The sequence below is a fragment of the Bacillus sp. NPDC094106 genome, assembly GCF_044764345.1.
In the GTDB taxonomy this organism is placed as follows: domain Bacteria; phylum Bacillota; class Bacilli; order Bacillales; family Bacillaceae_G; genus Bacillus_A.
Window position 1 is genome coordinate 31,734 of the sequence record NZ_JBIWHY010000004.1, and the last position, 21,497, is coordinate 53,230.

At 35.9% G+C, this 21,497-nt stretch carries 26 protein-coding genes; 9 read left to right on the forward strand and 17 right to left on the reverse strand.

The features are described from left to right. Positions 1-22: 22 nt before the first annotated feature. The 4 genes from sigF to ACIQ7L_RS06850 all read right to left on the reverse strand — a co-directional run bounded on the left by sigF (position 23) and on the right by ACIQ7L_RS06850 (position 2,952). On the reverse strand, positions 23-781 hold the full coding sequence (gene sigF / locus ACIQ7L_RS06835; RefSeq protein ID WP_017151017.1) for an RNA polymerase sporulation sigma factor SigF: 759 nt from the start codon (positions 779-781) through the stop codon (positions 23-25). 12 nt (positions 782-793) lie between these two features. Beyond that, entirely contained in the window at positions 794-1,234 is a 441-nt protein-coding gene (gene spoIIAB, locus ACIQ7L_RS06840; RefSeq protein WP_003200026.1) for an anti-sigma F factor, read from the reverse strand. After that, complete coding sequence (gene spoIIAA / locus ACIQ7L_RS06845; RefSeq protein ID WP_097896731.1) at positions 1,235-1,585, reverse strand: anti-sigma F factor antagonist; 351 nt, start codon at positions 1,583-1,585, stop codon at positions 1,235-1,237. A 173-nt stretch (positions 1,586-1,758) separates the two neighbouring features. Next, on the reverse strand, positions 1,759-2,952 hold the full coding sequence (locus ACIQ7L_RS06850) for a D-alanyl-D-alanine carboxypeptidase family protein (RefSeq protein ID WP_400567724.1): 1,194 nt from the start codon (positions 2,950-2,952) through the stop codon (positions 1,759-1,761). A 163-nt stretch (positions 2,953-3,115) separates the two neighbouring features. Between ACIQ7L_RS06850 and ACIQ7L_RS06855 the strand changes: the two genes are divergently transcribed. The 4 genes from ACIQ7L_RS06855 to ACIQ7L_RS06870 are packed head-to-tail and all read left to right on the forward strand — an operon-like array spanning position 3,116 to position 6,507. Continuing rightward, positions 3,116-3,535, forward strand: coding sequence for a GntR family transcriptional regulator (locus ACIQ7L_RS06855; RefSeq protein ID WP_400567726.1), 420 nt, complete (start codon positions 3,116-3,118; stop codon positions 3,533-3,535). Then, positions 3,501-4,382, forward strand: coding sequence for an ABC transporter ATP-binding protein (locus tag ACIQ7L_RS06860; protein ID WP_400567728.1), 882 nt, complete (start codon positions 3,501-3,503; stop codon positions 4,380-4,382). The genes ACIQ7L_RS06855 and ACIQ7L_RS06860 overlap by 35 nt, the downstream gene beginning before the upstream one ends. Next, complete coding sequence (locus tag ACIQ7L_RS06865; RefSeq protein WP_400567729.1) at positions 4,372-5,430, forward strand: ABC-2 transporter permease; 1,059 nt, start codon at positions 4,372-4,374, stop codon at positions 5,428-5,430. Before ACIQ7L_RS06860 ends, ACIQ7L_RS06865 begins: the two co-directional genes overlap by 11 nt. Positions 5,431-5,442: 12 nt before the next feature. Beyond that, a complete protein-coding gene (locus ACIQ7L_RS06870; protein ID WP_400567731.1) occupies positions 5,443-6,507 on the forward strand; it encodes an ABC transporter permease subunit in 1,065 nt (354 codons plus the stop codon). Between the two features lie 24 nt (positions 6,508-6,531). On the opposite strand, the gene ACIQ7L_RS06875 is transcribed toward ACIQ7L_RS06870, so the two are convergent. Together ACIQ7L_RS06875 and ACIQ7L_RS06880 are read right to left on the reverse strand one after the other, a co-directional pair. Further along, a complete protein-coding gene (locus tag ACIQ7L_RS06875) occupies positions 6,532-7,077 on the reverse strand; it encodes a hypothetical protein (protein ID WP_400567733.1) in 546 nt (181 codons plus the stop codon). Between the two features lie 101 nt (positions 7,078-7,178). Continuing rightward, positions 7,179-7,598: a MarR family winged helix-turn-helix transcriptional regulator gene (locus tag ACIQ7L_RS06880; RefSeq protein ID WP_400567734.1), complete on the reverse strand. Its 420-nt coding sequence runs from the start codon at positions 7,596-7,598 to the stop codon at positions 7,179-7,181. Positions 7,599-7,755: 157 nt separating this feature from the next. Between ACIQ7L_RS06880 and ACIQ7L_RS06885 the strand changes: the two genes are divergently transcribed. Beyond that, positions 7,756-8,424 carry an SIMPL domain-containing protein gene (locus tag ACIQ7L_RS06885; protein ID WP_400567735.1) on the forward strand — a complete coding sequence of 223 codons (669 nt, stop codon included), beginning with the start codon at positions 7,756-7,758 and terminating at the stop codon, positions 8,422-8,424. A gap of 132 nt (positions 8,425-8,556) precedes the next feature. Then, on the forward strand, positions 8,557-9,846 hold the full coding sequence (locus ACIQ7L_RS06890) for an NCS2 family permease (protein WP_400567737.1): 1,290 nt from the start codon (positions 8,557-8,559) through the stop codon (positions 9,844-9,846). Between the two features lie 32 nt (positions 9,847-9,878). Here the strand turns inward: ACIQ7L_RS06890 and corA are convergent, their stop codons facing one another. The 9 genes from corA to spoIIM form a co-directional block, all read right to left on the reverse strand. Then, positions 9,879-10,841 carry a magnesium/cobalt transporter CorA gene (gene corA, locus ACIQ7L_RS06895; protein ID WP_400567738.1) on the reverse strand — a complete coding sequence of 321 codons (963 nt, stop codon included), beginning with the start codon at positions 10,839-10,841 and terminating at the stop codon, positions 9,879-9,881. 61 nt (positions 10,842-10,902) lie between these two features. Then, on the reverse strand, positions 10,903-12,207 hold the full coding sequence (locus ACIQ7L_RS06900) for a pyrimidine-nucleoside phosphorylase (RefSeq protein ID WP_400567740.1): 1,305 nt from the start codon (positions 12,205-12,207) through the stop codon (positions 10,903-10,905). A gap of 7 nt (positions 12,208-12,214) precedes the next feature. Next, positions 12,215-13,036, reverse strand: a complete 822-nt coding sequence (locus tag ACIQ7L_RS06905) for a purine-nucleoside phosphorylase (RefSeq protein WP_400567741.1) — start codon at positions 13,034-13,036, stop codon at positions 12,215-12,217. 12 nt (positions 13,037-13,048) lie between these two features. Next, positions 13,049-14,233, reverse strand: a complete 1,185-nt coding sequence (gene deoB / locus ACIQ7L_RS06910) for a phosphopentomutase (protein ID WP_400567743.1) — start codon at positions 14,231-14,233, stop codon at positions 13,049-13,051. Positions 14,234-14,597: 364 nt separating this feature from the next. Then, entirely contained in the window at positions 14,598-15,335 is a 738-nt protein-coding gene (locus ACIQ7L_RS06915; RefSeq protein ID WP_400567745.1) for a FixH family protein, read from the reverse strand. A 340-nt stretch (positions 15,336-15,675) separates the two neighbouring features. Continuing rightward, positions 15,676-16,566, reverse strand: coding sequence for a site-specific tyrosine recombinase XerD (gene xerD, locus ACIQ7L_RS06920; protein WP_400567747.1), 891 nt, complete (start codon positions 16,564-16,566; stop codon positions 15,676-15,678). A gap of 6 nt (positions 16,567-16,572) precedes the next feature. Next, positions 16,573-16,803: a YqzK family protein gene (locus ACIQ7L_RS06925; RefSeq protein WP_141523172.1), complete on the reverse strand. Its 231-nt coding sequence runs from the start codon at positions 16,801-16,803 to the stop codon at positions 16,573-16,575. Between the two features lie 103 nt (positions 16,804-16,906). Continuing rightward, the gene (gene fur / locus ACIQ7L_RS06930) at positions 16,907-17,362 is read right to left on the reverse strand and encodes a ferric iron uptake transcriptional regulator (protein ID WP_097896750.1); all 456 of its coding nucleotides are present in this window, start codon (positions 17,360-17,362) and stop codon (positions 16,907-16,909) included. Between the two features lie 107 nt (positions 17,363-17,469). After that, on the reverse strand, positions 17,470-18,117 hold the full coding sequence (gene spoIIM / locus ACIQ7L_RS06935; RefSeq protein ID WP_400567750.1) for a stage II sporulation protein M: 648 nt from the start codon (positions 18,115-18,117) through the stop codon (positions 17,470-17,472). Between the two features lie 125 nt (positions 18,118-18,242). Between spoIIM and ACIQ7L_RS06940 the strand changes: the two genes are divergently transcribed. Then, on the forward strand, positions 18,243-18,794 hold the full coding sequence (locus tag ACIQ7L_RS06940) for a GNAT family N-acetyltransferase (RefSeq protein WP_400567751.1): 552 nt from the start codon (positions 18,243-18,245) through the stop codon (positions 18,792-18,794). 22 nt (positions 18,795-18,816) lie between these two features. Here the strand turns inward: ACIQ7L_RS06940 and ACIQ7L_RS06945 are convergent, their stop codons facing one another. Beyond that, the gene (locus ACIQ7L_RS06945; RefSeq protein WP_400567753.1) at positions 18,817-19,356 is read right to left on the reverse strand and encodes an NUDIX hydrolase; all 540 of its coding nucleotides are present in this window, start codon (positions 19,354-19,356) and stop codon (positions 18,817-18,819) included. 74 nt (positions 19,357-19,430) lie between these two features. On the opposite strand from ACIQ7L_RS06945, the gene mciZ reads away from it, so the two are divergent. Both mciZ and ACIQ7L_RS06955 read left to right on the forward strand, forming a co-directional pair. Beyond that, positions 19,431-19,565 carry a Z-ring formation inhibitor MciZ gene (gene mciZ, locus ACIQ7L_RS06950; protein ID WP_097896754.1) on the forward strand — a complete coding sequence of 45 codons (135 nt, stop codon included), beginning with the start codon at positions 19,431-19,433 and terminating at the stop codon, positions 19,563-19,565. A 128-nt stretch (positions 19,566-19,693) separates the two neighbouring features. Further along, positions 19,694-20,608, forward strand: a complete 915-nt coding sequence (locus tag ACIQ7L_RS06955) for an aldo/keto reductase (RefSeq protein ID WP_400567755.1) — start codon at positions 19,694-19,696, stop codon at positions 20,606-20,608. 31 nt (positions 20,609-20,639) lie between these two features. On the opposite strand, the gene ACIQ7L_RS06960 is transcribed toward ACIQ7L_RS06955, so the two are convergent. Beyond that, the gene (locus tag ACIQ7L_RS06960) at positions 20,640-21,467 is read right to left on the reverse strand and encodes an aldo/keto reductase (protein ID WP_400567757.1); all 828 of its coding nucleotides are present in this window, start codon (positions 21,465-21,467) and stop codon (positions 20,640-20,642) included. Positions 21,468-21,497: the final 30 nt, after the last annotated feature.

A 21,497-nucleotide genomic window follows, 5' to 3' on the forward strand; every position in this document is an offset into this window, starting at 1 on the left:
CATAAAAAAAATCGAATAGATGTTATTCATCTATTCGATCCTTCATCTGTTTTAATATTTTCTTTTCCAGCCTCGAAACTTGCACTTGGGAAATTCCAATTCGCTCTGCTACTTCTGATTGAGTTTGATCTTTGTAATAACGTAAATATACAATTAAGCGTTCACGTTCATCTAACTCTCTAATCGCTTCTTTTAAAGCAATTTTATCAAACCATTTCGTTTCTGTTTGATCTGCAATTTGATCCAAAATTGTAATGGGGTCTCCATCATTTTCATACACCGTTTCATGTATTGAAGATGGGGCACGGCTTGCTTCCTGCGCAAGAACAACTTCTTCTGGCGTTAGTTCAAGCGCTTCTGCTACCTCGTTAATAGTTGGAGCTCTCCCATATTCTTTAGACAGCTCATCCTTCATTTTTCGAATTTTATTTCCAGTTTCTTTTAAAGATCGGCTTACTTTCACCGATCCATCATCACGCAAAAATCGCTGTATTTCTCCAATAATCATTGGAACTGCATAGGTTGAAAATTTCACCTCGAAAGATAAATCAAATTTGTCTACTGATTTCAAGAGGCCTATGCAGCCAATTTGAAATAAGTCGTCTGGTTCATATCCTCGATTGAGAAAGCGCTGTACAACCGACCATACGAGACGCATATTACTTTGAACTATCGTATCTCTCGCCCCTTGATCTCCATCTTGACTTTTTTGAATTAACGCTTTTAACTCGTGGTCCTTTAGCTGAGGTTTCTTCTTCTCATTTCTGACCTCTATGTCCATAGGCAATTCTCCTTAATTGCATAGAGCGTTACTATTTGATAAGTATTTTGTCAAATGGATTGTTGTCCCGAAAGATTCGTTTGAAATAACTTCTACTTCATCCATAAAATTTTCCATGATAGTAAATCCCATTCCGGAACGCTCTAATTCAGGTTTAGTTGTAAAAAGAGGTTGTCTTGCCTCATCTAAGTTAAAAATGCCAACCCCTTCATCTCGAATCGTGAGTTTCACCATTGCTTCTTCCAAAATCACTGAAATGTAAACAACACCTTCTGCATTCCCTTCATACCCATGAATAATTGCATTCGTAACTGCCTCAGACACAACTGTTTTAATCTCTGTCAATTCTTCCATCGTTGGATCCAATTGTGCAATAAAAGCAGCAACTGTAACGCGAGCAAACGATTCATTTTGACTTAATGCTGAAAATTGAAGGTTCATTTCATTTCTCATCTATGCCACCCCCAATGTCGCGAGCGCATGCGCTTCACTTTCTTCTAAACGAACAATTTTAAATAAACCTGACATTTCAAATAAACGTTTGACAGGAGGTGAGATTGCACAGACGACCATCTCCCCTCCTAAACTTTTCACATGTTTATATCGTCCTAATATAACACCAAGACCAGAACTGTCCATAAATGTTAAATTTTCTAGGCTTAATACAATATGATGAACACCATGCGTCTCGATCATATCGGTTACTTTCGCTCGCAACTCTTCAGCAGTATGATGATCTAATTCACCCGCTAGCCTAACACATAAGACATTACGCTTTACTTCTAAATGCATGGAAAGACTCACACGATTTCCTCCTTATGCTCAAACTTTACTCATTTACATAAGATTTTCGTGAATATAAAATAAGAATCCTTCCTCATGACAAAAGAAGTACTATTTCGCCATAATGTGTAAGCTTTAGCAATTATTCTACTTTTTTCATGTATGCAGATAGAAAAACGGCAAAATTTTTGCCGCTATTTTGATGTTGAAAACATCCCAAAACTTCTTTTAAATAATTCCCACCAGCTCGCTGCAGGAACATCTTCTCTCGCTACGATTGTCTGCTTTAATAAAATATTTTTATCTTTTTTAATGACAAGTGTGCCAAGTGCATCGCCTTTTTTGATCGGTGCTTTTACTTTCTTTTCAGCGATAACTTCTTGTTTTACTTTGTCCATATTCTCACCTTTCTTCATAAGGAGAGAAACATTATCTGATGCAACTAAATCAACCTTTTCCTTCTTACCTTTTCCTACTTGTACCGTCTTAATCTTTTCACTGCGCTTATACAATTTCTTTGTCGTATATTGTCCAAACGCATAATCAAGAAGCTTTGTTACTTCGTTATTTCGTTCTTTTGATGTAGGTGCTCCCATTACAACAGAAATAACACGCATTCCATTTTTCTCAGCCGATGCCGTTAAACAATATTTTGCTTCTGTCGTAAATCCTGTTTTCACCCCATCTACTCCCGGGTAAAAACGAACTAATTTATTTGTATTGACGAGCCAAAACTTTTTCTCCGTATTTTCGCGTAAATAATCTTCATATTTTCCTGTATATTTCCGAATGAGTGGATATTTCATCAATTCTTTCGCCATAATTGCCATATCATTTGCAGTTGAATAATGATTTTTCGCAGGAAGACCTGTTGGATTTTGGAAATGTGTATTTTTTAATCCTAAATCCTTTGCTTTTTTATTCATCATGTTTACAAATCCTTCTTCCGAACCAGCAATATGTTCAGCAACTGCAACAGATGCATCATTTCCAGATGCAATGGCAATCCCTTTTAGCATTTCATTTACTGTCATTTCTTCCCCAGGCTCAAGAAAAATTTGCGATCCTCCCATGGAAGCTGCATGTTCACTTGCTCTGACTTTATCTTCTAGTTTCAATTTTCCTTTTTCAACTTGTTCCATAATTAATAGCATTGTCATAATCTTTGTCATACTAGCAGGTGGTAACTTCTCATTTGGATTTTTCTCAAATAAAATTTTACCCGTATCTTGCTCAATCACAATTGCTGACAATGCTTCCTCCGCTAACTTCGGCCCTGTTTCTACTTCTGTTTTCTCAGCCCCTTTTTTCTCGGACTGTGCAAACCCAACCGAAGTACCGGAAAAAAGCACCATGAAACAAATAAGTATTCCAAAAACTCGCTTCATGACTAACCCTCCATTCTATATCAAACCTATTTTTTCCAATTAATATGTTTTTATACCATATTTTTCTATTATCGTATTGACAAATCACCTTACTGTATATATTGTATTAAGTGTATTACACACAGTAGTACACTTAATACTCATCAGGAAGGAGACATTGCTCTTGCATATTCAACTCGATCCAAGAAGCAACACTCCGATATGGGAACAAATTGTTCAAAATATAAAAGAACTCGTATTAAAAAACATGTTAGCTCCAGGCGATAAGCTTCCTTCTGTACGCGAGCTCGCTTCTTTGCTCGTTATAAATCCAAATACAGTGAGCAAAGCTTATCAAGAATTAGAGCGCCAAGGAATTATTGAAACATTACGAGGAAAAGGAACATTTGTATCTCAATCGATTACCCCGACATTAGACGAAAGGAAAATCGCTATGGTTGAAAAGCAATTTCATCAATTACTACTAGAAGCTTCTTATCTTGGGATTACAAAAGATAAAATTCACGATTGGATAGATTCATACTACAAAGAGATTGGAGGAAATACCGATGCTGAAAGTGACGAAATTGAAGAAAACAATTGATAATCAAATCATTTTAGACGATGTTTCTTTCACATTACAAAAAGGTAGTATCGTCGGATTACTCGGAAGAAACGGTGCAGGAAAAACCACTTTATTACGAACGATGGTCGGCATTTTAGACCCAGATGCAGGAACTGTTACATATGAAAGTACAGATGTTCATCAGCATCCTGAAATTAAGCAAAAAGTTGTATACGTTCCGGATTCTACTAACATACTGAACGGATATACAGTAAAAGAAATTGTGAAGTTTTATAAAGCCGTTTATACAGCATTTGATGAACAATATTTCCATGAACTATTAGAGCGTTTCAACTTACCAAACAAACGCATTCGTAGTTATTCAAAAGGAATGAAAGCACTGCTTGCAATCATTTTAGCTTTCGCTGCAAAAGCTGAATATATCATTCTTGATGAACCAACAAACGGGCTCGACCCTATCGTTAAAAGGCAAATCCTACAATTTCTCGTTGGGGAAGTAGCTGAAAAAGAGATTACGATTTTCATCTCTACTCACCATTTAGATGAAGTTGAAAAAATAGCAGATACAATCATTATGTTAAAAGGACATACAGTATCTTCTATTACATCACTAGACGATGCAAAATCACGATTTGCTAAAATACAAGTTGCTTATGAACGTTCACTACCTCAAAAACTAGAAAACTTAAGCAATATTAAAATATTAAATCAAACAGGAAAAGTGTATACGATTTTAATTGAAGAAAACGTTGCTACAACACTTGAGAAGTTTTATAAAGAGCAACCAATACTTATTGAAGAATTAACAATGTCACTTGAAGATGTCTTCGTTACGACACTTGAGGGGGATGTTTATGTTTCATAAGGCGTTATGGATATGGAATTGGAAGCGCGGGAAGTATGCTGCGTTACTATTTTTCTTGAGTACACTTTATTACTTATCTTACAGATACTATAAAGCAGCTCAGCAACAACTTGCAAATTATTATAAATTGCAGGAAAAAGGCACGTTCTATTATGATTACGCATTTGGGTCAGGGAATAGTAGTTTTTGGTTAACTATTTTTATCATTTCTTTAGCTTGTCTGTTAATTGGATGGGAACGTAGCAACCAATCTAATACCCTACTTATGGCAATGCCATTTAAAAGAAAAGATGTTTTCTTATCTAAATGGGCTTTCGGTTCATTCTGTATTGTAGGCTCATTCCTTATAAACTGGATTCTTATGTACTTTATTTATAAAACAACAATTCATTTTGATTATCAATCATTTGGGCCATTTCATCGATACTTTCTTTATGCGATTGTTTCATATGTTGCAGTCTATACAGCTGCATTATGTATCGGTACCTTTACTGGAGGCGTTGTTTCACAAGTCGTTTTTTGTATTCCTTGGTTACTAATGGGACTTACATTTATTTCATTACTATACAATTTTACAATAAATCATTTTGATGCTACAAATAATAGAAACTCTCACTTATATGAAAGTCTTTCTGAAATCAATAAAAAAACAAATATTGTTGCACCGATATATAATTTTTCTATTACTTACTACTATAATCCGGAAGGACGTAAGAAAGCACCTGATTCAACTACCTTAAGAGATCCAGCACACCATACTTATTATTCAGCTAAATCGGTGCTAGTTCCTATTTTCTATACAATATTCTATTTACTACTTGGCACATATTTATACAAACGATCTCCAAATGAAAATTGTCAAAAGATATTTATTTTCCAAAAACATTTACGAATATGGATATGGGGAACGACAATCTACTTCGCATTACTGGGTGGCTATAAAATAAATCAATTTAGTTTCTTGTTTAATTACTATATCGGTATGCTTTTCGCCGGAATCATCACTTATCTCGTATTATCACGCCTAACAAATTATAAAGTTTTTTAAAGGAGAGATCCTATGTTTCAAAAAGCACTATGGCTCCGAACGTATCAACAAAGTAAATATATGGTCTGGCTATTTTGGCTCGCCAGCTTCTACAATTTGTCATATAAATACTATATGTCTTCTATTGAACAGCAATACTTTCTAAAAGAGAATAAAGAATGGAACTATATATATCATTACCATTTTGATTTATCACTTATGGACCCTGTCATGTTTCAAGGCGGTGCACTTATCGTTCTAGCCTGTACTTTAATCGGCTGGGAAAGACAAAATAACTCCATTGATTTTCTTTGGTCCATGCCTTTTAAACGTTCACACCTTTTTATGACAAAATGGTTGTTTGGTATTTGTAACATTGTAGCAGCTGTCAGCATGAACTGGGGACTATTTGCCATTATGAAAAAGACAACTTTTCATAATAAATATCAAGTGTTTTCCCCATTTCATTCTTATTTTATATACATGTTAATTGTATTAATCGCTATTTATACGCTTGCCTTATGTATAGGAACAATTACTGGGAATATTATCTCGCAGGGACTTCTCACTGCAGCTATATTCATGTTCCCATTGTTACTTCCATCTCTTATCTCAGGAGTCATTGCTGTTCACTCAAATATAGACTTTCATGAAAACAATAGCAATATGCACCATGTTTTGGAAAACATCCGTATTTCTGGTCCAGCAGAAGATTTTCATATTAGATTTGATTATAATCCACAAAGTGCTTATACCGATCCTGATGGAGTGCGTCATAATGAACCAAACTTTACAAACATTCCTTCAGCAAGATTATTGATTGCACCTATTACACATATAATCATTTTGTTGCCACTCGGTATGTATTTATATGTTCGTTCAGTCAATGAGCGGAATGGTAACTTCTTATTATATCCAAAGCTTCAAAAAATAGTTATGGCATGCGCTATTTTCTTTATTGGAATTTGCGGTGGTTTAATAATTGGTGGAACTCGATCGTTGCTTAATTTTTACATTGGATTTTTGGGAGCAAGCATAATTAGCTATTTTCTTCTATCTAAAATATTGAAATGGAAGGTCTCTTGGAATTTCAAATAAAATAACCTCCTCTTGGTGAGGAGGTTATTTCACATTCTCTCTTCTATCCCCATACACCATCTCTTCTTTCATCCCAAACCCATCACCATTTTGTACAATTTGCTCTGTCGGTGCGACTACACTTTCAGCAATTTTCCACTCCCCACGTTCTTTCACAAATACTTGGAGAAAGTAGTTCATTCCATTTAATTGATATGGATTTTCTTTTTTTACATGATAGCGCACCGCGATGTAATAAACTTGAATATTTTCTTTTCCCGCTTTCGATATGTATTGTGATAATCTCGGAATGTACATAGATGCTTTCTTAAATGGCAATTGCTTCGCTTTAATAAGCGATGAATTTGTTACATTACGCAGTGTGTCTTGATTGCGGATATTATCACTATGATGAAATAATACTGCATTTTGCATGGAGCGAACCCACAGTTTTGAATATAATACGGGGTTATCATTTTCAATATATTTCACTTCTTTTTGTACAACTTGAATAGGTGTATCAGCATACATTAATGTATTAAAGCAGAAGAAACTTCCAACTAGAATGATAAGTGCAACAATGTGTTTCATCATTTTTCCTCCGATACTTTTTACTTAAAGTATCGGAATTCCAAAATATTTTTATTCAAAAGAAAAAGGATAGGAAAGCTCTCGCTTCCTATCCTCATTTATTATAATACGCGGCCAAATAGCTCTAATACCATGTCTATCTCTTGGTCGCTCCAATCTTTAAATTTCTCTTTATAGTACTCTTTACGTACAGCCTCAAGTTTTTCAGTCACTTCTTTTCCATGTTCTGTAATTTCTAGATACACAATACGTCGGTCTGAATTGGAACGTTTTCTCACTACAAAACCTTTTCGTACAAGACGATCTGTTACAGCAGTAATATGGCTGGATGTTACGTTTACTTCACTTGCAATTTGTGACGCCATTTGTGGACTCTTCAAAAATAATGCACGTAATACTGAGAATTCATTATACGGCATATGCTCTGAAAAACGTGTATTAATATCATTTTGTAATAAACGTATCATCTTTCGAAATGATGCAGATAAATCTAAAATCAGCGCTTCTCTTTTTTCGTTCACTAGCCTCGATCCTTTTTTATCATATTTGTACATATTATAATCTATAAATGCCTATGTTGTATATGTTTTCTTTCCTTTTGATTCTCAATTATGTAACTTTTTACATACAATTTTCTCTCTTTTACTCATATATATATAGAAAGGATGGTGAGCGAGAATGCAAGGTGGGATGAATCCATATTTACCTGATATGCGCAGTAATGGGGGTAAAGAGGCAACAATTACAGTACAAGGTGAAGGAATTATAAGGGCAAAACCAAATGTTGTAGTGCTAACAATTGGAATTAGGACCGACAATAAAAATGTAAAGCAAGCACAAGAAGAAAACGCAATCCAGTCTAGACAATTACTCGATGCACTCAAGCAGCTAGGGATTGCAGATAAGGATATCGAGACCATTTCCTATACAATTACTCCCCAATACGAATATGTAAATGACAAAGCATTATTACAAGGTTATCGTGTAGAACATTTGTATGAAATTACCGTTTTAAACGTACAAAAAGCAGGGGAAGTATATGATATAGCTGTTACAAATGGTGCGAACGTAGCAAAAGGTTTACGTTTTCGGATATCTGACCCTACCAAATATTATCAGCAAGCACTCCTGCAAGCCGTACAACATGCAGTAGAAAAAGCTCGTACCATTGCAAGTACATATAATCTAAATATTAATCCCGTCCCGCTCTCACTCACTGAAGAGTCGGCACAATTACCGCGTGAAGTGATGTCTTATGCCACTTTACACGCACAGGCAGCTCCACCCATTCAATCAGGAGAATTAGAAATTGTCTCTTCTATCCGAGCCGTTTTCACTTATTTATAAGAGAATTCCTCAAGTAACCGCTATCATTTTTCTTGTTGTAAAAACACTATGTTCTGATATAATAAAGGACGGTGAGCTCTTTACAAAAGGGGTATCACGGGTGGGAGAGGGATATGAAAAAGAAGGTTTAACATGAAAGGAATACTTGAAAGAACATTTAAATTAGACCTACACCACACATCACCGAAGCAAGAACTATTGGCTGGGGTGACGTCATTTTTCACAATCGTTTATATCATGATTGTAAATGCGTCAATTTTATCAGATGCCGGCATTCCGCTTGAAGCAGGAATTTTGGCAACTGTTTTCAGTTCATTTGTCGGATGTCTAATGATGGCATTTTGGGCAAATGCACCTGCCATTCTTGTACCTGGTATGGGTGTAAATGCATTCTTCACGTACACTGCTGTTCATACGCTCGGATTAACTTGGCAAGAAGCATTAGCAGCCGTCTTTATTGCTGGTATTATTTTTGCAATTGCCGCGTTTACGCCAATTGCTCGCACGCTTTCATTATCAATTCCAAAGTCATTAAAGGAAGCAATTACTGTCGGCATTGGTTTATTCTTAGCTTTCATTGGATTGCAAAAAGGTGGCTTAGTTGTTTCGAATCCGAACACTGCTGTTGCACTAGGAAAATTAAGTAGTCCTGTTGTTCTCGCAACATTGCTTACTCTTATTGTGGCACTTGTTTTATTTATTCGAAATGTACGTGGGAACTTTTTATGGACGATTGCAATTGGAACTGGTATTGCATGGCTATTTGGTCTTGTTGATACAAGCCAAGTAGGAAGCAGCTCATTTTCATTCGCTAACTACGGGGATGTATTTGGAGCTATGTCATTTGGGAAACTTTCTTCCTTACCGTTTTGGATTGCAACATTCTCCTTAAGCATGGTGCTTATTTTTGAGAACATGGGACTTTTACACGGATTATTAGAAGATGATCGTAAATTCCCACGTGCTTATCAAGCAAATGCAATTTCAGCAATGACATGCGGTCTATTTGGTACAAGTCCTACTGTTTCAACAGTAGAAAGTGCCGCAGGTATTACGGCAGGTGGCAAGACAGGTCTGACGTCCATCGTTACAGGGATGTTATTCTTTGCATCACTGTTTGCTCTTCCATTTGTCAAATTAATTCCTAATAGTGCCATTGCGCCAATTTTAATTATTATTGGTGGTCTCATGATTACAAACATTCAGCAAATCCCCCTAAATGATTTTTCAGAAGGATTTCCAGCGTTTTTAATCATCGTTATGATTCCACTCACATATAGTATCGCTGATGGCATTGCGTTCGGATTTATTGCTTATCCTATTTTAAAGATTGCTCTTGGAAAGCATAAAGAAGTCGCACCGTCCATGTATATCATTGCATGCCTATTCTTAGCCATGTTTGTGTTACAGGCCATTGGCTAGTAAAAAACGCCGGGGGATTCCCGGCGTTTTCTTTACTTAAACCAACCCTTTTTATAAAACCACACCATCATTCCTCCGCCAATTAAAACCATAAGAGCTAAACAAATAAAATAGCTATATTTCCCAGCTAGCTCTGGCATATGTGTGAAGTTCATTCCATATACCCCAGCAATAAATGTTAACGGCATGAAGATCGTCGAGAAAACCGTTAATGTTTTCATAATATTGTTCATATGATGTGAGTTCAATGAAAAATAACTGTCCCGAATATCTGCTGTTAATTCTCGGCTAGCTTCAATCATCTCTGTAAGCTTTAGCAAATGATCATGTATATCCTTAAAATAAATTTCATGATCGCTTATCCCGTAAAAACGAGTTGAATTTAAAATACGATATAATAGGTCACGCATCGGTACAATTGTACGTCTAAGCTTAGATAAGTCTGTACGAATATCAAATACCTCTTCTAATACACTTCCTGCTGTCTCACCTGTTAAATTGTCATCAATAGCATTCAAATGATCTTCAATGTAGTAAACAGGCGCAAAGTAATCATCAACAATTTGGTCAATAATTGTATGTGCTACATGTAGAGGGCTCTTCTTAATACGTTTCCTCTCACCAAGCGTTTTCCACACTCTTTCAATCGCATTATTATGTGAGAAATGAAAAGAAACAATATAGCGATCACTAACAAATAAGTCAATTTCATGTGGTTCTAATCCCTCTTCTCCAAATGCATGAAGAACTAAAAAGTTGTATCCATCATAGAAATCTACTTTTGGCCTCTGTACATATTCTACGCAATCTTCAATCGCAAGAGGATGGAATTTAAAATGGTCTTGTAAAATATATGTATACTCTTCTTTTGTTGGCTTATATAAATCAAGCCAATACCATACGATATCTTCTCTCTTCGTTTCTTCTAATGAAACATCATATAATACTTCATCTTCTTTCGTTATTGCACAAATTCTAATCATAACTTCACCCATTATTATTATAAACAAAAAACAACAAAAAAAGCCAAGGAGAAGGCTCCTTAGCTTTTTCACTTTATTTTGTTACGATGCTATGCACTAGTTTCGGTGCATCTACATGCGCTGCCGCTATTTTCATGTTCTCATAAATTTTCACTTTTACATCTTCTACATTTTCGCGATTTGCGTAAATTGTAACAAGTGAGTCACCTTTTTTCACGCTATCGCCTACTTTTTTGCGAAGCATAAGTCCAACTGCTAAATCAATTTCAGATTCTTTCGTTGCACGTCCTGCACCTAAAAGCATTGCCGCTGTTCCAATTTCATCTGCAACAATTTCGGATACATATCCGTCTTCTTTTGCTTCTACTTCGATTTTATACTTTGCTTGTGGCAGCTTAGAAGGATCATCAACAACAGAAGCATCTCCGCCTTGTGCTGCTAAGAACATCTTAAATGCTTCTAACGCTTTTCCATTGTTCATTACTTCAATTAGCTTTTCACGCGCATCTTCTAAAGATGAAGCTTGTCCAGCAAGGTACACCATTTGACTTCCAAGCGTTAAACATAACTCTTCTAAATCTTTCGGTCCCTTGCCTTGTAATGTATCAATTGCTTCTTTTACTTCTAATGCATTACCAATTGCCTCACCAAGCGGTTGACTCATATCGGAAATAACAGCCATCGTTTTACGACCAACGTTATTACCAATGCGTACCATTGCTTCTGCTAAACGTTTCGCATCTTCGTCTGTTTTCATAAATGCGCCTGCACCTGTTTTTACATCAAGTACAATTGCATCTGCACCAGCTGCAATTTTTTTACTCATAATAGAGCTTGCAATAAGCGGAATAGAGTTTACTGTCGCAGTTACATCACGAAGTGCATATAACTTTTTATCAGCAGGTGTTAAGTTTCCACTTTGTCCGATAATCGCAATTTTATTTTGGTTTACAAGACGAATAAATTCATCATTTGCAATTTCCACATGGAATCCTGGTACTGCTTCTAATTTATCAATTGTACCACCTGTATGTCCTAAACCACGGCCAGACATTTTTGCCACCGGTACATCTAAAGCAGCCACTAATGGACCTAATACAAGCGTAGTTGTATCACCAACACCACCTGTTGAATGCTTATCTACTTTTACGCCTTCAATCGCTGATAAATCAATTGTATCGCCGCTATTTACCATAGCCATTGTTAAATCAGCACGTTCTTGTTCATTCATATCTTGGAAGAAAATTGCCATTGCAAGTGAACTCATTTGATAATCTGGAATCTCACCGTTTGTATAACCCTCAACAATAAAATTAATTTCTTCTGTCGTTAATGCATGTCCGTCACGTTTTTTAGCAATTAGGTCCACCATTCTCATTGTGAATTCATCCCTTCATTTGTTTTACAATTGCTTTTACAAGTGCTAAGAAGTTTGCTTTTACACGCTCTGTTGTTTCAATTACTTCCTCATGATTAAGCGGCTGATCTAAAATACCAGCTGCCATATTTGAAATACAAGAAATACCAAGTACTTTCATCCCAGCATGACGTGCTACAATAACCTCTGGTACAGTTGACATTCCGACAGCATCGCCGCCAACTGTACGGATCATACGAATTTCAGCAGGTGTTTCGTATACTGGACCTGTCATAGCCACATATACGCCTTCTTGTACTTTAATATTTAAATCAGCTGCAACTTGTTTCGCCATTGCACGAAGATCTTTACTATAAGATTCAGACATATCAGGGAAACGTACACCCATTTCAGAATCATTTGGTCCGATTAATGGATTGTATCCCATAAAATTAATATGATCTGAGATTAACATTAAATCGCCTGGCTCATATGATGTATTTACACCACCAGCTGCGTTTGTAACAACAACTGTTTCTACACCTAATTCTTTCATAACACGAACTGGGAATGTTACTTTTTGCATATCATATCCTTCATAGTAATGGAAACGACCTTGCATTGCTACAACTGTAACCCCTTGAAGTGTACCGAATACTAATTGGCCAGCATGACCTTCAACTGTAGATACAGGAAATTCAGGAATTTCATTGTAAGGTACAGCTACTGCATTTTCGATTTCATCCGCCAATACCCCTAAACCTGAACCAAGAATTAGTCCTACTGTTGGTCTTTCTTGAAATTTACCTTTTAAATATGATGCAGATTTTGAAATTAATTCACGATTCATTTTATATTCCTCCTATTTACCTAACTCGTTTAAGAAACTTGTTCCGTATTCTGGCATTGTTACACCAAAGTTTTCTGCTACAGTTGCACCAATATCAGCAAATGTTTTGCGAAGTGGTAATTCTTGTCCGCCATCTTTCATGCTTGGACTGTATACTAATAATGGTACATATTCACGCGTATGGTCTGTACCATGGTGAATTGGATCATTACCATGATCTGCTGTAATAACTAATAAGTCATCTTCTTTTAGTTTTTCAAATACTTCTGGAAGACGTGCATCATATTCTTGTAGTGCTTCTCCGTATCCTTGAGGATCGCGGCGGTGACCGAACATTGCATCAAAATCAACTAAGTTCACAAAGCTAAGACCTGTAAAGTCCATATTTAATGTATCTACAAGCTTGTCCATTCCATCCATATTAGATTTTGTGCGAAGAGATTCTGTTACGCCTTCTCCATCGTAAATATCAGAGATTTTACCAATTGCAATTACATCATAATCGCTATCTTTTAATTCGTTCATTACTGTACGGCCAAATGGTTTTAATGCATAGTCATGACGATTTGGTGTACGTGTGAAGTTTCCAGGCTCTCCAACGAATGGACGAGCAATAACGCGACCTACCATATATTTTTCATCCAGTGTTAGTTCACGTGCAATTTTACAAATGTTATATAACTCTTCAAGTGGTACCACTTCTTCATGAGCTGCGATTTGTAATACGCTATCAGCAGAAGTGTACACGATTAAAGAGCCCGTCTCCATTTGTTCTTGACCAAGCTCATCAAGAATAGCAGTGCCAGAAGCAGGTTTATTACCGATAATTTTACGTCCTGTTTTTGCTTCTAACTCATCAAGTAATTCTTTTGGGAACCCTTCTGGGAACACTTGGAATGGTGTATCAATGTAAAGGCCCATGATTTCCCAGTGACCTGTCATTGTATCTTTCCCAGTAGATTTCTCTTGCATTTTTGTATAATAACCAAGTGATTTCTCTACTTTAGAAATCCCTTTCATTTCACGAATATTGCCAAGACCTAATTTCACCATGTTTGGCATTTGTAATCCATTCATATGTTCAGCAATATGCCCAAGTGTGTCAGAACCTAAATCACCAAATTTTTCAGCATCCGGTGCTTCTCCAATTCCTACAGAGTCCATTACGACTAGGAAAATACGTTTATATTTATTCATAACTACACCCTCCTATATGTTCAGTTCTACTTCTTGTAGTATGTTCAAAACGCTGTAAAGTGAAACTGCTATTAGTGAGAATTCTCTTTATTTCCCACTAACGAAAAATACTTCTTTTAGTTATTCTTCAACCTTCTTCGCCTTACTTTCAAGCGAAGTAAAAACTTCCTGATTTTTCTAAGTCAGATGTCAGACATCTGATACAGGTATCATAACATGTTTACGCTTTCTTTTTAATACATTTTCGTAGAAATTCTTATTTTCTTCACACTTTCTATTGTAATCCATTCTGCAGAGAAGTGCTAATAAAATTATGACTTATTTCGTAATATTAAAATAAAAAGCAGCTCTAAAGAGCTGCTTTTTATTTTACTTCTACTGTTTCTTCTTTATGTTCGTGAAGTTCACCTTTTCTCACATGAACTTTTACTTTATAAGTACCAGCTTCTTTAAACGTATGTTTACTTTCATACTCGCCTTTGTTACCTTCTTTAGCTGGAACAAACTCATGCTTTTCAACGCCATCTTTCCAAATTTCAAGCTGTACTTCTGCACCAGTTAACGCTTCCTCTTTTTGTTTCAAATGAACTTTCATTGTTGATTCAGCATTTGCTTTTATATCACCAGCCATAAGGTGAATCATTGTATCACTCTTATGATCACCGTGCCCTGCCTCATGACCACTTTCTTTCTTTGTATCCTCAACTTTTGCATTTCCTACAGCAACTTTTACTTCTGGCATCACATGCATTTCACGTGCGTTTGTATGTGCAATGATATGGTATACACCGTCAGATGGGAATGTTTTCTCAACTGCATAAACACCTTTCCCTTTATGTTTACCGTCTAACATTTCATGCTTCTCTTCGCCATCTTTCCAAATTTCAAACTTCACATCGTCAGCATCCGTTACTTTTTCTTTTCCTTGTGTAACAAGTGCCTGTACTTCTGTTTTTTCATTTGGCTTAATTTCTTTCGGATTTGTTTGAACTGCTACTTTAACTTCTTCAATCTTGCCTTTTTTCGTTGATTCTTCTTTCTTTGTATTACAGCCAGCCAATGCTAGCATTGCGATAAATAAAGTAATTACAAGTTTTTTCATAATTATTTCCTCCTTCATACTTTACTTAGTATAGAGGAAAGGCCTGGCTATATTCTAGCCTTCTGCTGAAAACAATGTACGAAATGTTTGTGAAGTTTTTGTGAAGTACTTATTTTTCATTTTCAAAATGCATTCTATAATCACCATATAAATCCATTTTGATTTTTCGACATCTAACTCCCTGCAGTGCAGAATAAAAAATAACCTACACTCCTGTTTTTAGAAAAAGGTCCTGATCGCTTCTATACATGGACGGATTCTCTCCCACCTAAAAAAAAGGTTTTATATCGATTTTTCAATTTGTACTTATATAGATAAAAAAATAAAAAGAGCATAATATTTATGCTCTCGGGTGAAACTGTTTATATACATCTTTTAATCTCGCTTTTGAAACGTGTGTATAGATTTGTGTTGTGGAAATATCAGCATGTCCAAGCATTTCTTGTACAGCACGCAAATCTGCCCCATTTTCCAATAAATGCGTAGCAAAAGAATGACGCAACGTATGCGGTGTAAGTTCTTTTTCAATATTCGCTTCTTTTGCTAATCGTTTTAAAATTTTCCAAAAACCTTGACGAGATAAACGATTACCATGATGGTTCAAAAAGAGTGCATCTACTGTTTTTTTTCCCATCAACTCTTTTCTTCCTTTTTCAATATAGCGCTGAATTGCCTCTGTAGCTAAACTTCCTAGCGGGATAATTCTTTCTTTATTCCCTTTTCCCATGCAGCGAACAAATCCCATTGTTAAATGAACATCCTCTAAATTTAGTGCGATTAATTCTGAAACGCGGAGCCCTGTTGCGTACAATAATTCTAACATTGCTTTATCTCGAACACCAAATGCATTTACCACTTTTGGTGTTTGAAGTAATGCTTCTACCTCACTCACTGATAATACTTTCGGTAACTTCCGTTCTCCTTGTGGTGTTTCAATATGTACAGATGGATCATGCTCAACAACCCGTTCACGAAGTAAAAATTGATGAAATGAACGGATAGATGCAATATGGCGTGCTAATGTCTTTGAAGATTTCCCATTCTCTTTTAAATACTGCAAAAAATTAACAATATGTATCCGCGTCACTTCATGAAATGTTTTTGTTTGCTCTACATTTTGTAAATACTTCACATAACTTTTCAAATCTCGTTCATAGGATACAACTGTATTTTTTGCCAGCCCTTTTTCAACAATCATATAATGAATAAAATCTTTTAATTGATCTTCCAATCTACACTACTCCCCATTTTCATAGAAAAAAATCATTCTATTTACGAAAGCATCCTTTGCCGGTTCCTCATTCCCTGATACTTTTTCTACTGTTTCTTCTTTTGGTTTTTCATAACGGTGGTAACTTTCATATTCTTCATTTATCCATAGTATAGCGAAATAAAACAAAATCGTACAACTTGTAAATAATAAAAATACTTTCACTCCATCATAAGTTAACTTCAAAGCTCGGCGCATTGTAAATTCCTCCAAAGTATATGTTATTACAACATATGCCAAGCTTTCAGTGATTTATACCTCATTCAAATAAAAAACCTCTTCCTAGCTAGATAGGAAAAGGTTATTTTTCATTCGTTTCGTTTTCTTGACAATTTTTACAAATTCCATGGAAAGTTAAACGATGATCTTTCACCTTAAAGCTCCAGTCTCGCTCTACTTTTTTCTCCACTTCACCAAGTAAATCTTCTTGTATTTCTTGTACAGCACCGCATTTTGTACAAATTAAATGATGATGGAAACGCTGTGCACCTTCTTGACGTAAGTCATAGCGTGAAACACCGTCTCCGAAGTTAATCTTATCGACAACTTTTAACTCAGATAATAACTCTAAAGTTCGATAGACGGTTGCTAATCCGATCTCTGGCGACTTTTCTTTTACAAGGAGGTAAACATCTTCTGCACTTAAATGATCTTCTTCATTTTCCAGCAGCACACGAACTGTTGCTTCACGTTGTGGTGTCAATTTATAGCTCGCTGCATGCAATTGCTTCTTAATTCGTTCAATTCTCTCTTCCATTCGGTACTACTCCCTCCTCGCCACTCTTACACCATTATATCAAAAGAAGGGCTTCTGTCAAAAGAAAAAATAATCAAAATAAGTTGATAATCATTCTCATATAGTATTTATTTTTTATTGATAACCTCCACGACTTCTTTCATTAAGACTGGCGACGCATATGCTTCAATACTAGAAGCGATCGCTAATATCGCACCAATAATAAGAAAAAAGCAAGTGTAGCGGATTAATAACGGTAGTAGTGGCTCGTTAATTTTCCGAATAAATTGATGCCTAATCATTCGTAAAGAAAAACTTGCAGCAATTGTTGTCATTACAAGAAACGTTGGAATAATGATTAAATTTTGTGGTAATACGGAGACAAATGCTAATAATAATCCATTCCAGCCATGCTGACTTACTAAAAAACCAACTGTAAATCCAACAACGACTCCTTTTAAAAATAATAAAATAAAAATAAGTGGTAATCCAATAATAGAAATCCCTAACAGCCAAATAAATCCAATGTATTTTAATTGTGAAAAGTAACTTTCTCGAAACATTTCACCTGCAATTGCAAACTCGCCTTTGGAAACTTGTCCAAAAAAACGACTTAAGTAAAAGGATAAATCTTGCTTTTGATTCACCTGTAAACTATTTACAAGAATTGCCCCAAATACTACACCCATCAGTAGTAAAACAGAAACAAATATGTAAAGTGAAGAATTTTCTTGTATATGAGAAATTACACGGTCTTGCCAAGTTTTTCGCAACATTTTTCTTCCCTCCGTTCACACTCTTACTAAAATGTATGAAGGAAAGAAAAAAAGTATGATTAATTAAGATTGAAATTCCGCTCCACTTTGCTAAACTTAAAAGTAGAGAATAGGAGGGATTTCGTTTGAAACCATTATTATTAGATTTTCCAACATTATTTCAAACTGAACGTCTGCAAGTACGTAAACCATTTCCAGGTGACGGAACAGAGATGTATGAAGCAATTCAAGCTTCTTTAGAAGACTTACTACCATGGATGCCAATTACATCCGAAACTGAAGAAAGCGCTGAAGAAATCGTTCGAGAAGCTCACGGACAGTTTTTACTTCGTGAAACATTAGCTTTTCACTTATATGATAAAGTGTCTGGTACATTTATCGGAGCCCTTACTCTTCAGCCAGAGAACTGGGATATTCCAAAGTTTTCACTTCATTTCTGGTTACATAGCGCTTATACAAAACAAGGATATATGACAGAAGCTGTGAAAGGTGCCGTTCAGTTTGCTTTTGATAAGCTTGGTGCTAGACGAATTGAGATCCGCTGCGATGCTACAAATGCGAATGCATGTGCCTTAGCAGAACGCCTTGAATTTATTTTAGAAGGTACACTTGAAAATGATTTTCTTGCACCTGACGACAGCTTACGTGATACACGCGTATATGCTAAAATTAATTAAAACACTCGCCTTAGGCGAGTGTTTATTTTTGTAATTGTAAGTATTGCACAGCAAACATTGTCTTTGCGTCATGAATACGTTGATTTTGCATAAGTGAAATCGCTTCTTCTAATGACACTTCCATTAGTTCCACAAATTCATCCTCATCTAAAGCTGCTTTATTTTCTTTTTTCTTTAGTCCTGTTGCTTTGTATACATATAAAATTTCATCAGCAAAACCTGGTGATGTGTAAAAAGATGTGATGAGTTCCATTTTGTCACATACGTAACCAGTTTCTTCTTCTAATTCACGGACTGCTGTTATTTCTGGTTTCTCTCCAGGCTCTAATTTCCCAGCCGGAATTTCCACAATCTCTTTTTCAAGTGCCTTACGATACTGCTCAACAAGCACAATCTTTCCTTCATCTGTAACAGCAATAATAGCAACTGCACCAGGATGATTTACAATTTCACGTTTACTCACTTCTCCATTTGGTAATACTACTTCATCAACACGAACTTTAATAACTTTCCCATCAAAAATCGGTTCAGTTGCCACAGTTCTCTCTGCAAGATTACTCACACTATTTCATCTCCCTGTTCTATTTCCTAATGGTTCTTCATACATTTTACCACACTGAAAGGAGCGTGATAAAAATGAAAGTATATATTTTACCAAATCGTATCACGTTGGTCGGAAAAGCTTGGCAAATTCGTAATAAGCTAAAACAATATGGAAAAGAATACGAAACGGTACAAGACTGGATTACCGCAAACAAAAAAATAAAGTGAGTTTTAATCAGTAAGTACTTTCTCCATCTCCTGCTAAATTATGAAGCCTCTCAATCGTACTTTTACAAACAGTAAACGTTTGTCAATCTCCTCCCACTTTCGTACAATACAAGCAAGGAGGTTGACCAATGAAAAAACGACAATTAGGAAGTTCAGATTTATATATTACAGAAATGGGCCTCGGTTGTATGTCTCTTGGTACTAATGAAAGTGAAGCAATTCGCATCATCCATGAAGCAATTGATCTAGGAATCAATTTTATTGATACGGCAGATTTATACGATTATGGACTAAATGAAGAATTCGTTGGAAAAGCTCTTAAAGGAAAACGCGACAAAATTGTTCTGACAACGAAAGTGGGAAACCGCTGGACAGAAGAAAAGGACGGTTGGTCTTGGGATCCTTCCAAAACTTATATAAAAGCAGAAGTAAAAGAAAGCTTACGCCGCTTGCAAACAGATTATATTGACTTATACCAATTACACGGCGGGACAATCCAAGATTCTATTGATGAAACGATTGAAGCATTTGAAGAGTTAAAACAAGAAGGTATCATTCGTCATTACGGCATTTCTTCTATTCGTCCAAATGTCATTCGTGAATATGCAAAGCGTTCTAACATCGTTAGTGTATTAATGGAGTACAGTCTATTAAATCGTAGACCAGAAGAATGGTTTTCGCTGCTTCAGGAACATCAAATTAGCATAATTGCACGAGGGCCACTTGCGAAAGGTTTATTAACTGACAGCAATGAAAGAAAGATAGAAAAAGTGAAAGAAAAAGATTATCTTTCTTATTCTTATAACGAGTTAATAAAAACATTAGCTACTGTAACAGAAATTACAAAAGAACATTCATTAACCGAAACAGCTCTTCACTATTGTTTACATGACCCAGTTGTTGCTGCTGTTATTCCTGGCGCTAGCTCCATCCAGCAATTGCGAGAAAATGTACAAGCTAACAATCAATCTCCGTTAACGACTGAAGAATATAAACAAATTCAAGCAGTTGTTAAATATGATACATACACATTGCACCGCTAAAAAACGCTACCATTTTCGGTAGCGTTTTTTTTTACATGGTATCGTATTTATCAGGATTTGTTCCAACATGCAAATTACGATTCAGTGTGTCAATTCGTTTCATTTCTTCTTCTGTTAATGAAAAATCAAAAATAGTAAAGTTCTCTTGAATGCGAGATGGTGTAACAGATTTAGGGATTGTTACAATCCCACTTTGAATATCCCAGCGTAAAATAATTTGAGCAGGCGTTTTTTCATACTTGCTAGCAATTTCCTGAATAATTGGATGCTGGAATACTTCGCCCCCTCTCATTAACGGGCTCCATGCTTCCATTTGAATTTGTTGATTTTGACAAAAATCACGTAATTCAAACTGCGCAAGCATTGGATGAAGCTCCACTTGGTTTACCATTGGCTTCACATTACAATTTGGCAGGAGCTGCTCTAAATGATGCTGATGAAAATTAGAGACACCAATCGCACGCACTTTTCCCTCTTCATATAACTTCTCTAAAGCACGATATGTATCTATGTATTTCCCTCTTATTGGCCAATGAATTAAATATAAATCCACATAATCCATTTGTAATTTCTTCAAACTTTTTTCAAATGCTTGAAGTGTCGTCTCATATCCTTGATCGTCATTCCATACTTTTGTCGTAATAAATAATTCCTCACGGGCAATTCCGGATTCACGAATCGCTTCTCCGACACCGCTTTCATTTTCATATACAGTCGCTGTATCAATAGAACGATATCCAACTTCTAAAGCTGTTTTTACCGCTTGCTTTACTTCTTCACCTTCTTTTGCTTTATAAACACCTAAACCAATCATCGGCATTTTCACACCATTATGAAGTGTAGTTGTTGGAATATACATGATAGTCCGTTCCTCCTTCTGCTCTCCTGC

Coding starts and splice junctions, on each gene's coding strand:
- sigF (WP_017151017.1), bottom strand. CDS start 781: ATGGACATAGAGGTCAGAAATGAGAAGAAGAAACCTCAGCTAAAGGAC.
- spoIIAB (WP_003200026.1), bottom strand. CDS start 1,234: ATGAGAAATGAAATGAACCTTCAATTTTCAGCATTAAGTCAAAATGAA.
- ACIQ7L_RS06850 (WP_400567724.1), bottom strand. CDS start 2,952: ATGAAGCGAGTTTTTGGAATACTTATTTGTTTCATGGTGCTTTTTTCC.
- ACIQ7L_RS06860 (WP_400567728.1), top strand. CDS start 3,501: ATGCTGAAAGTGACGAAATTGAAGAAAACAATTGATAATCAAATCATT.
- ACIQ7L_RS06865 (WP_400567729.1), top strand. CDS start 4,372: ATGTTTCATAAGGCGTTATGGATATGGAATTGGAAGCGCGGGAAGTAT.
- ACIQ7L_RS06870 (WP_400567731.1), top strand. CDS start 5,443: ATGTTTCAAAAAGCACTATGGCTCCGAACGTATCAACAAAGTAAATAT.
- ACIQ7L_RS06875 (WP_400567733.1), bottom strand. CDS start 7,077: ATGAAACACATTGTTGCACTTATCATTCTAGTTGGAAGTTTCTTCTGC.
- ACIQ7L_RS06885 (WP_400567735.1), top strand. CDS start 7,756: ATGCAAGGTGGGATGAATCCATATTTACCTGATATGCGCAGTAATGGG.
- ACIQ7L_RS06890 (WP_400567737.1), top strand. CDS start 8,557: ATGAAAGGAATACTTGAAAGAACATTTAAATTAGACCTACACCACACA.
- corA (WP_400567738.1), bottom strand. CDS start 10,841: ATGGGTGAAGTTATGATTAGAATTTGTGCAATAACGAAAGAAGATGAA.
- ACIQ7L_RS06900 (WP_400567740.1), bottom strand. CDS start 12,207: ATGAGAATGGTGGACCTAATTGCTAAAAAACGTGACGGACATGCATTA.
- ACIQ7L_RS06905 (WP_400567741.1), bottom strand. CDS start 13,036: ATGAATCGTGAATTAATTTCAAAATCTGCATCATATTTAAAAGGTAAA.
- deoB (WP_400567743.1), bottom strand. CDS start 14,233: ATGAATAAATATAAACGTATTTTCCTAGTCGTAATGGACTCTGTAGGA.
- ACIQ7L_RS06915 (WP_400567745.1), bottom strand. CDS start 15,335: ATGAAAAAACTTGTAATTACTTTATTTATCGCAATGCTAGCATTGGCT.
- ACIQ7L_RS06925 (WP_141523172.1), bottom strand. CDS start 16,803: ATGCGCCGAGCTTTGAAGTTAACTTATGATGGAGTGAAAGTATTTTTA.
- fur (WP_097896750.1), bottom strand. CDS start 17,362: ATGGAAGAGAGAATTGAACGAATTAAGAAGCAATTGCATGCAGCGAGC.
- spoIIM (WP_400567750.1), bottom strand. CDS start 18,117: ATGTTGCGAAAAACTTGGCAAGACCGTGTAATTTCTCATATACAAGAA.
- mciZ (WP_097896754.1), top strand. CDS start 19,431: ATGAAAGTATATATTTTACCAAATCGTATCACGTTGGTCGGAAAAGCT.
- ACIQ7L_RS06955 (WP_400567755.1), top strand. CDS start 19,694: ATGAAAAAACGACAATTAGGAAGTTCAGATTTATATATTACAGAAATG.
- ACIQ7L_RS06960 (WP_400567757.1), bottom strand. CDS start 21,467: ATGTATATTCCAACAACTACACTTCATAATGGTGTGAAAATGCCGATG.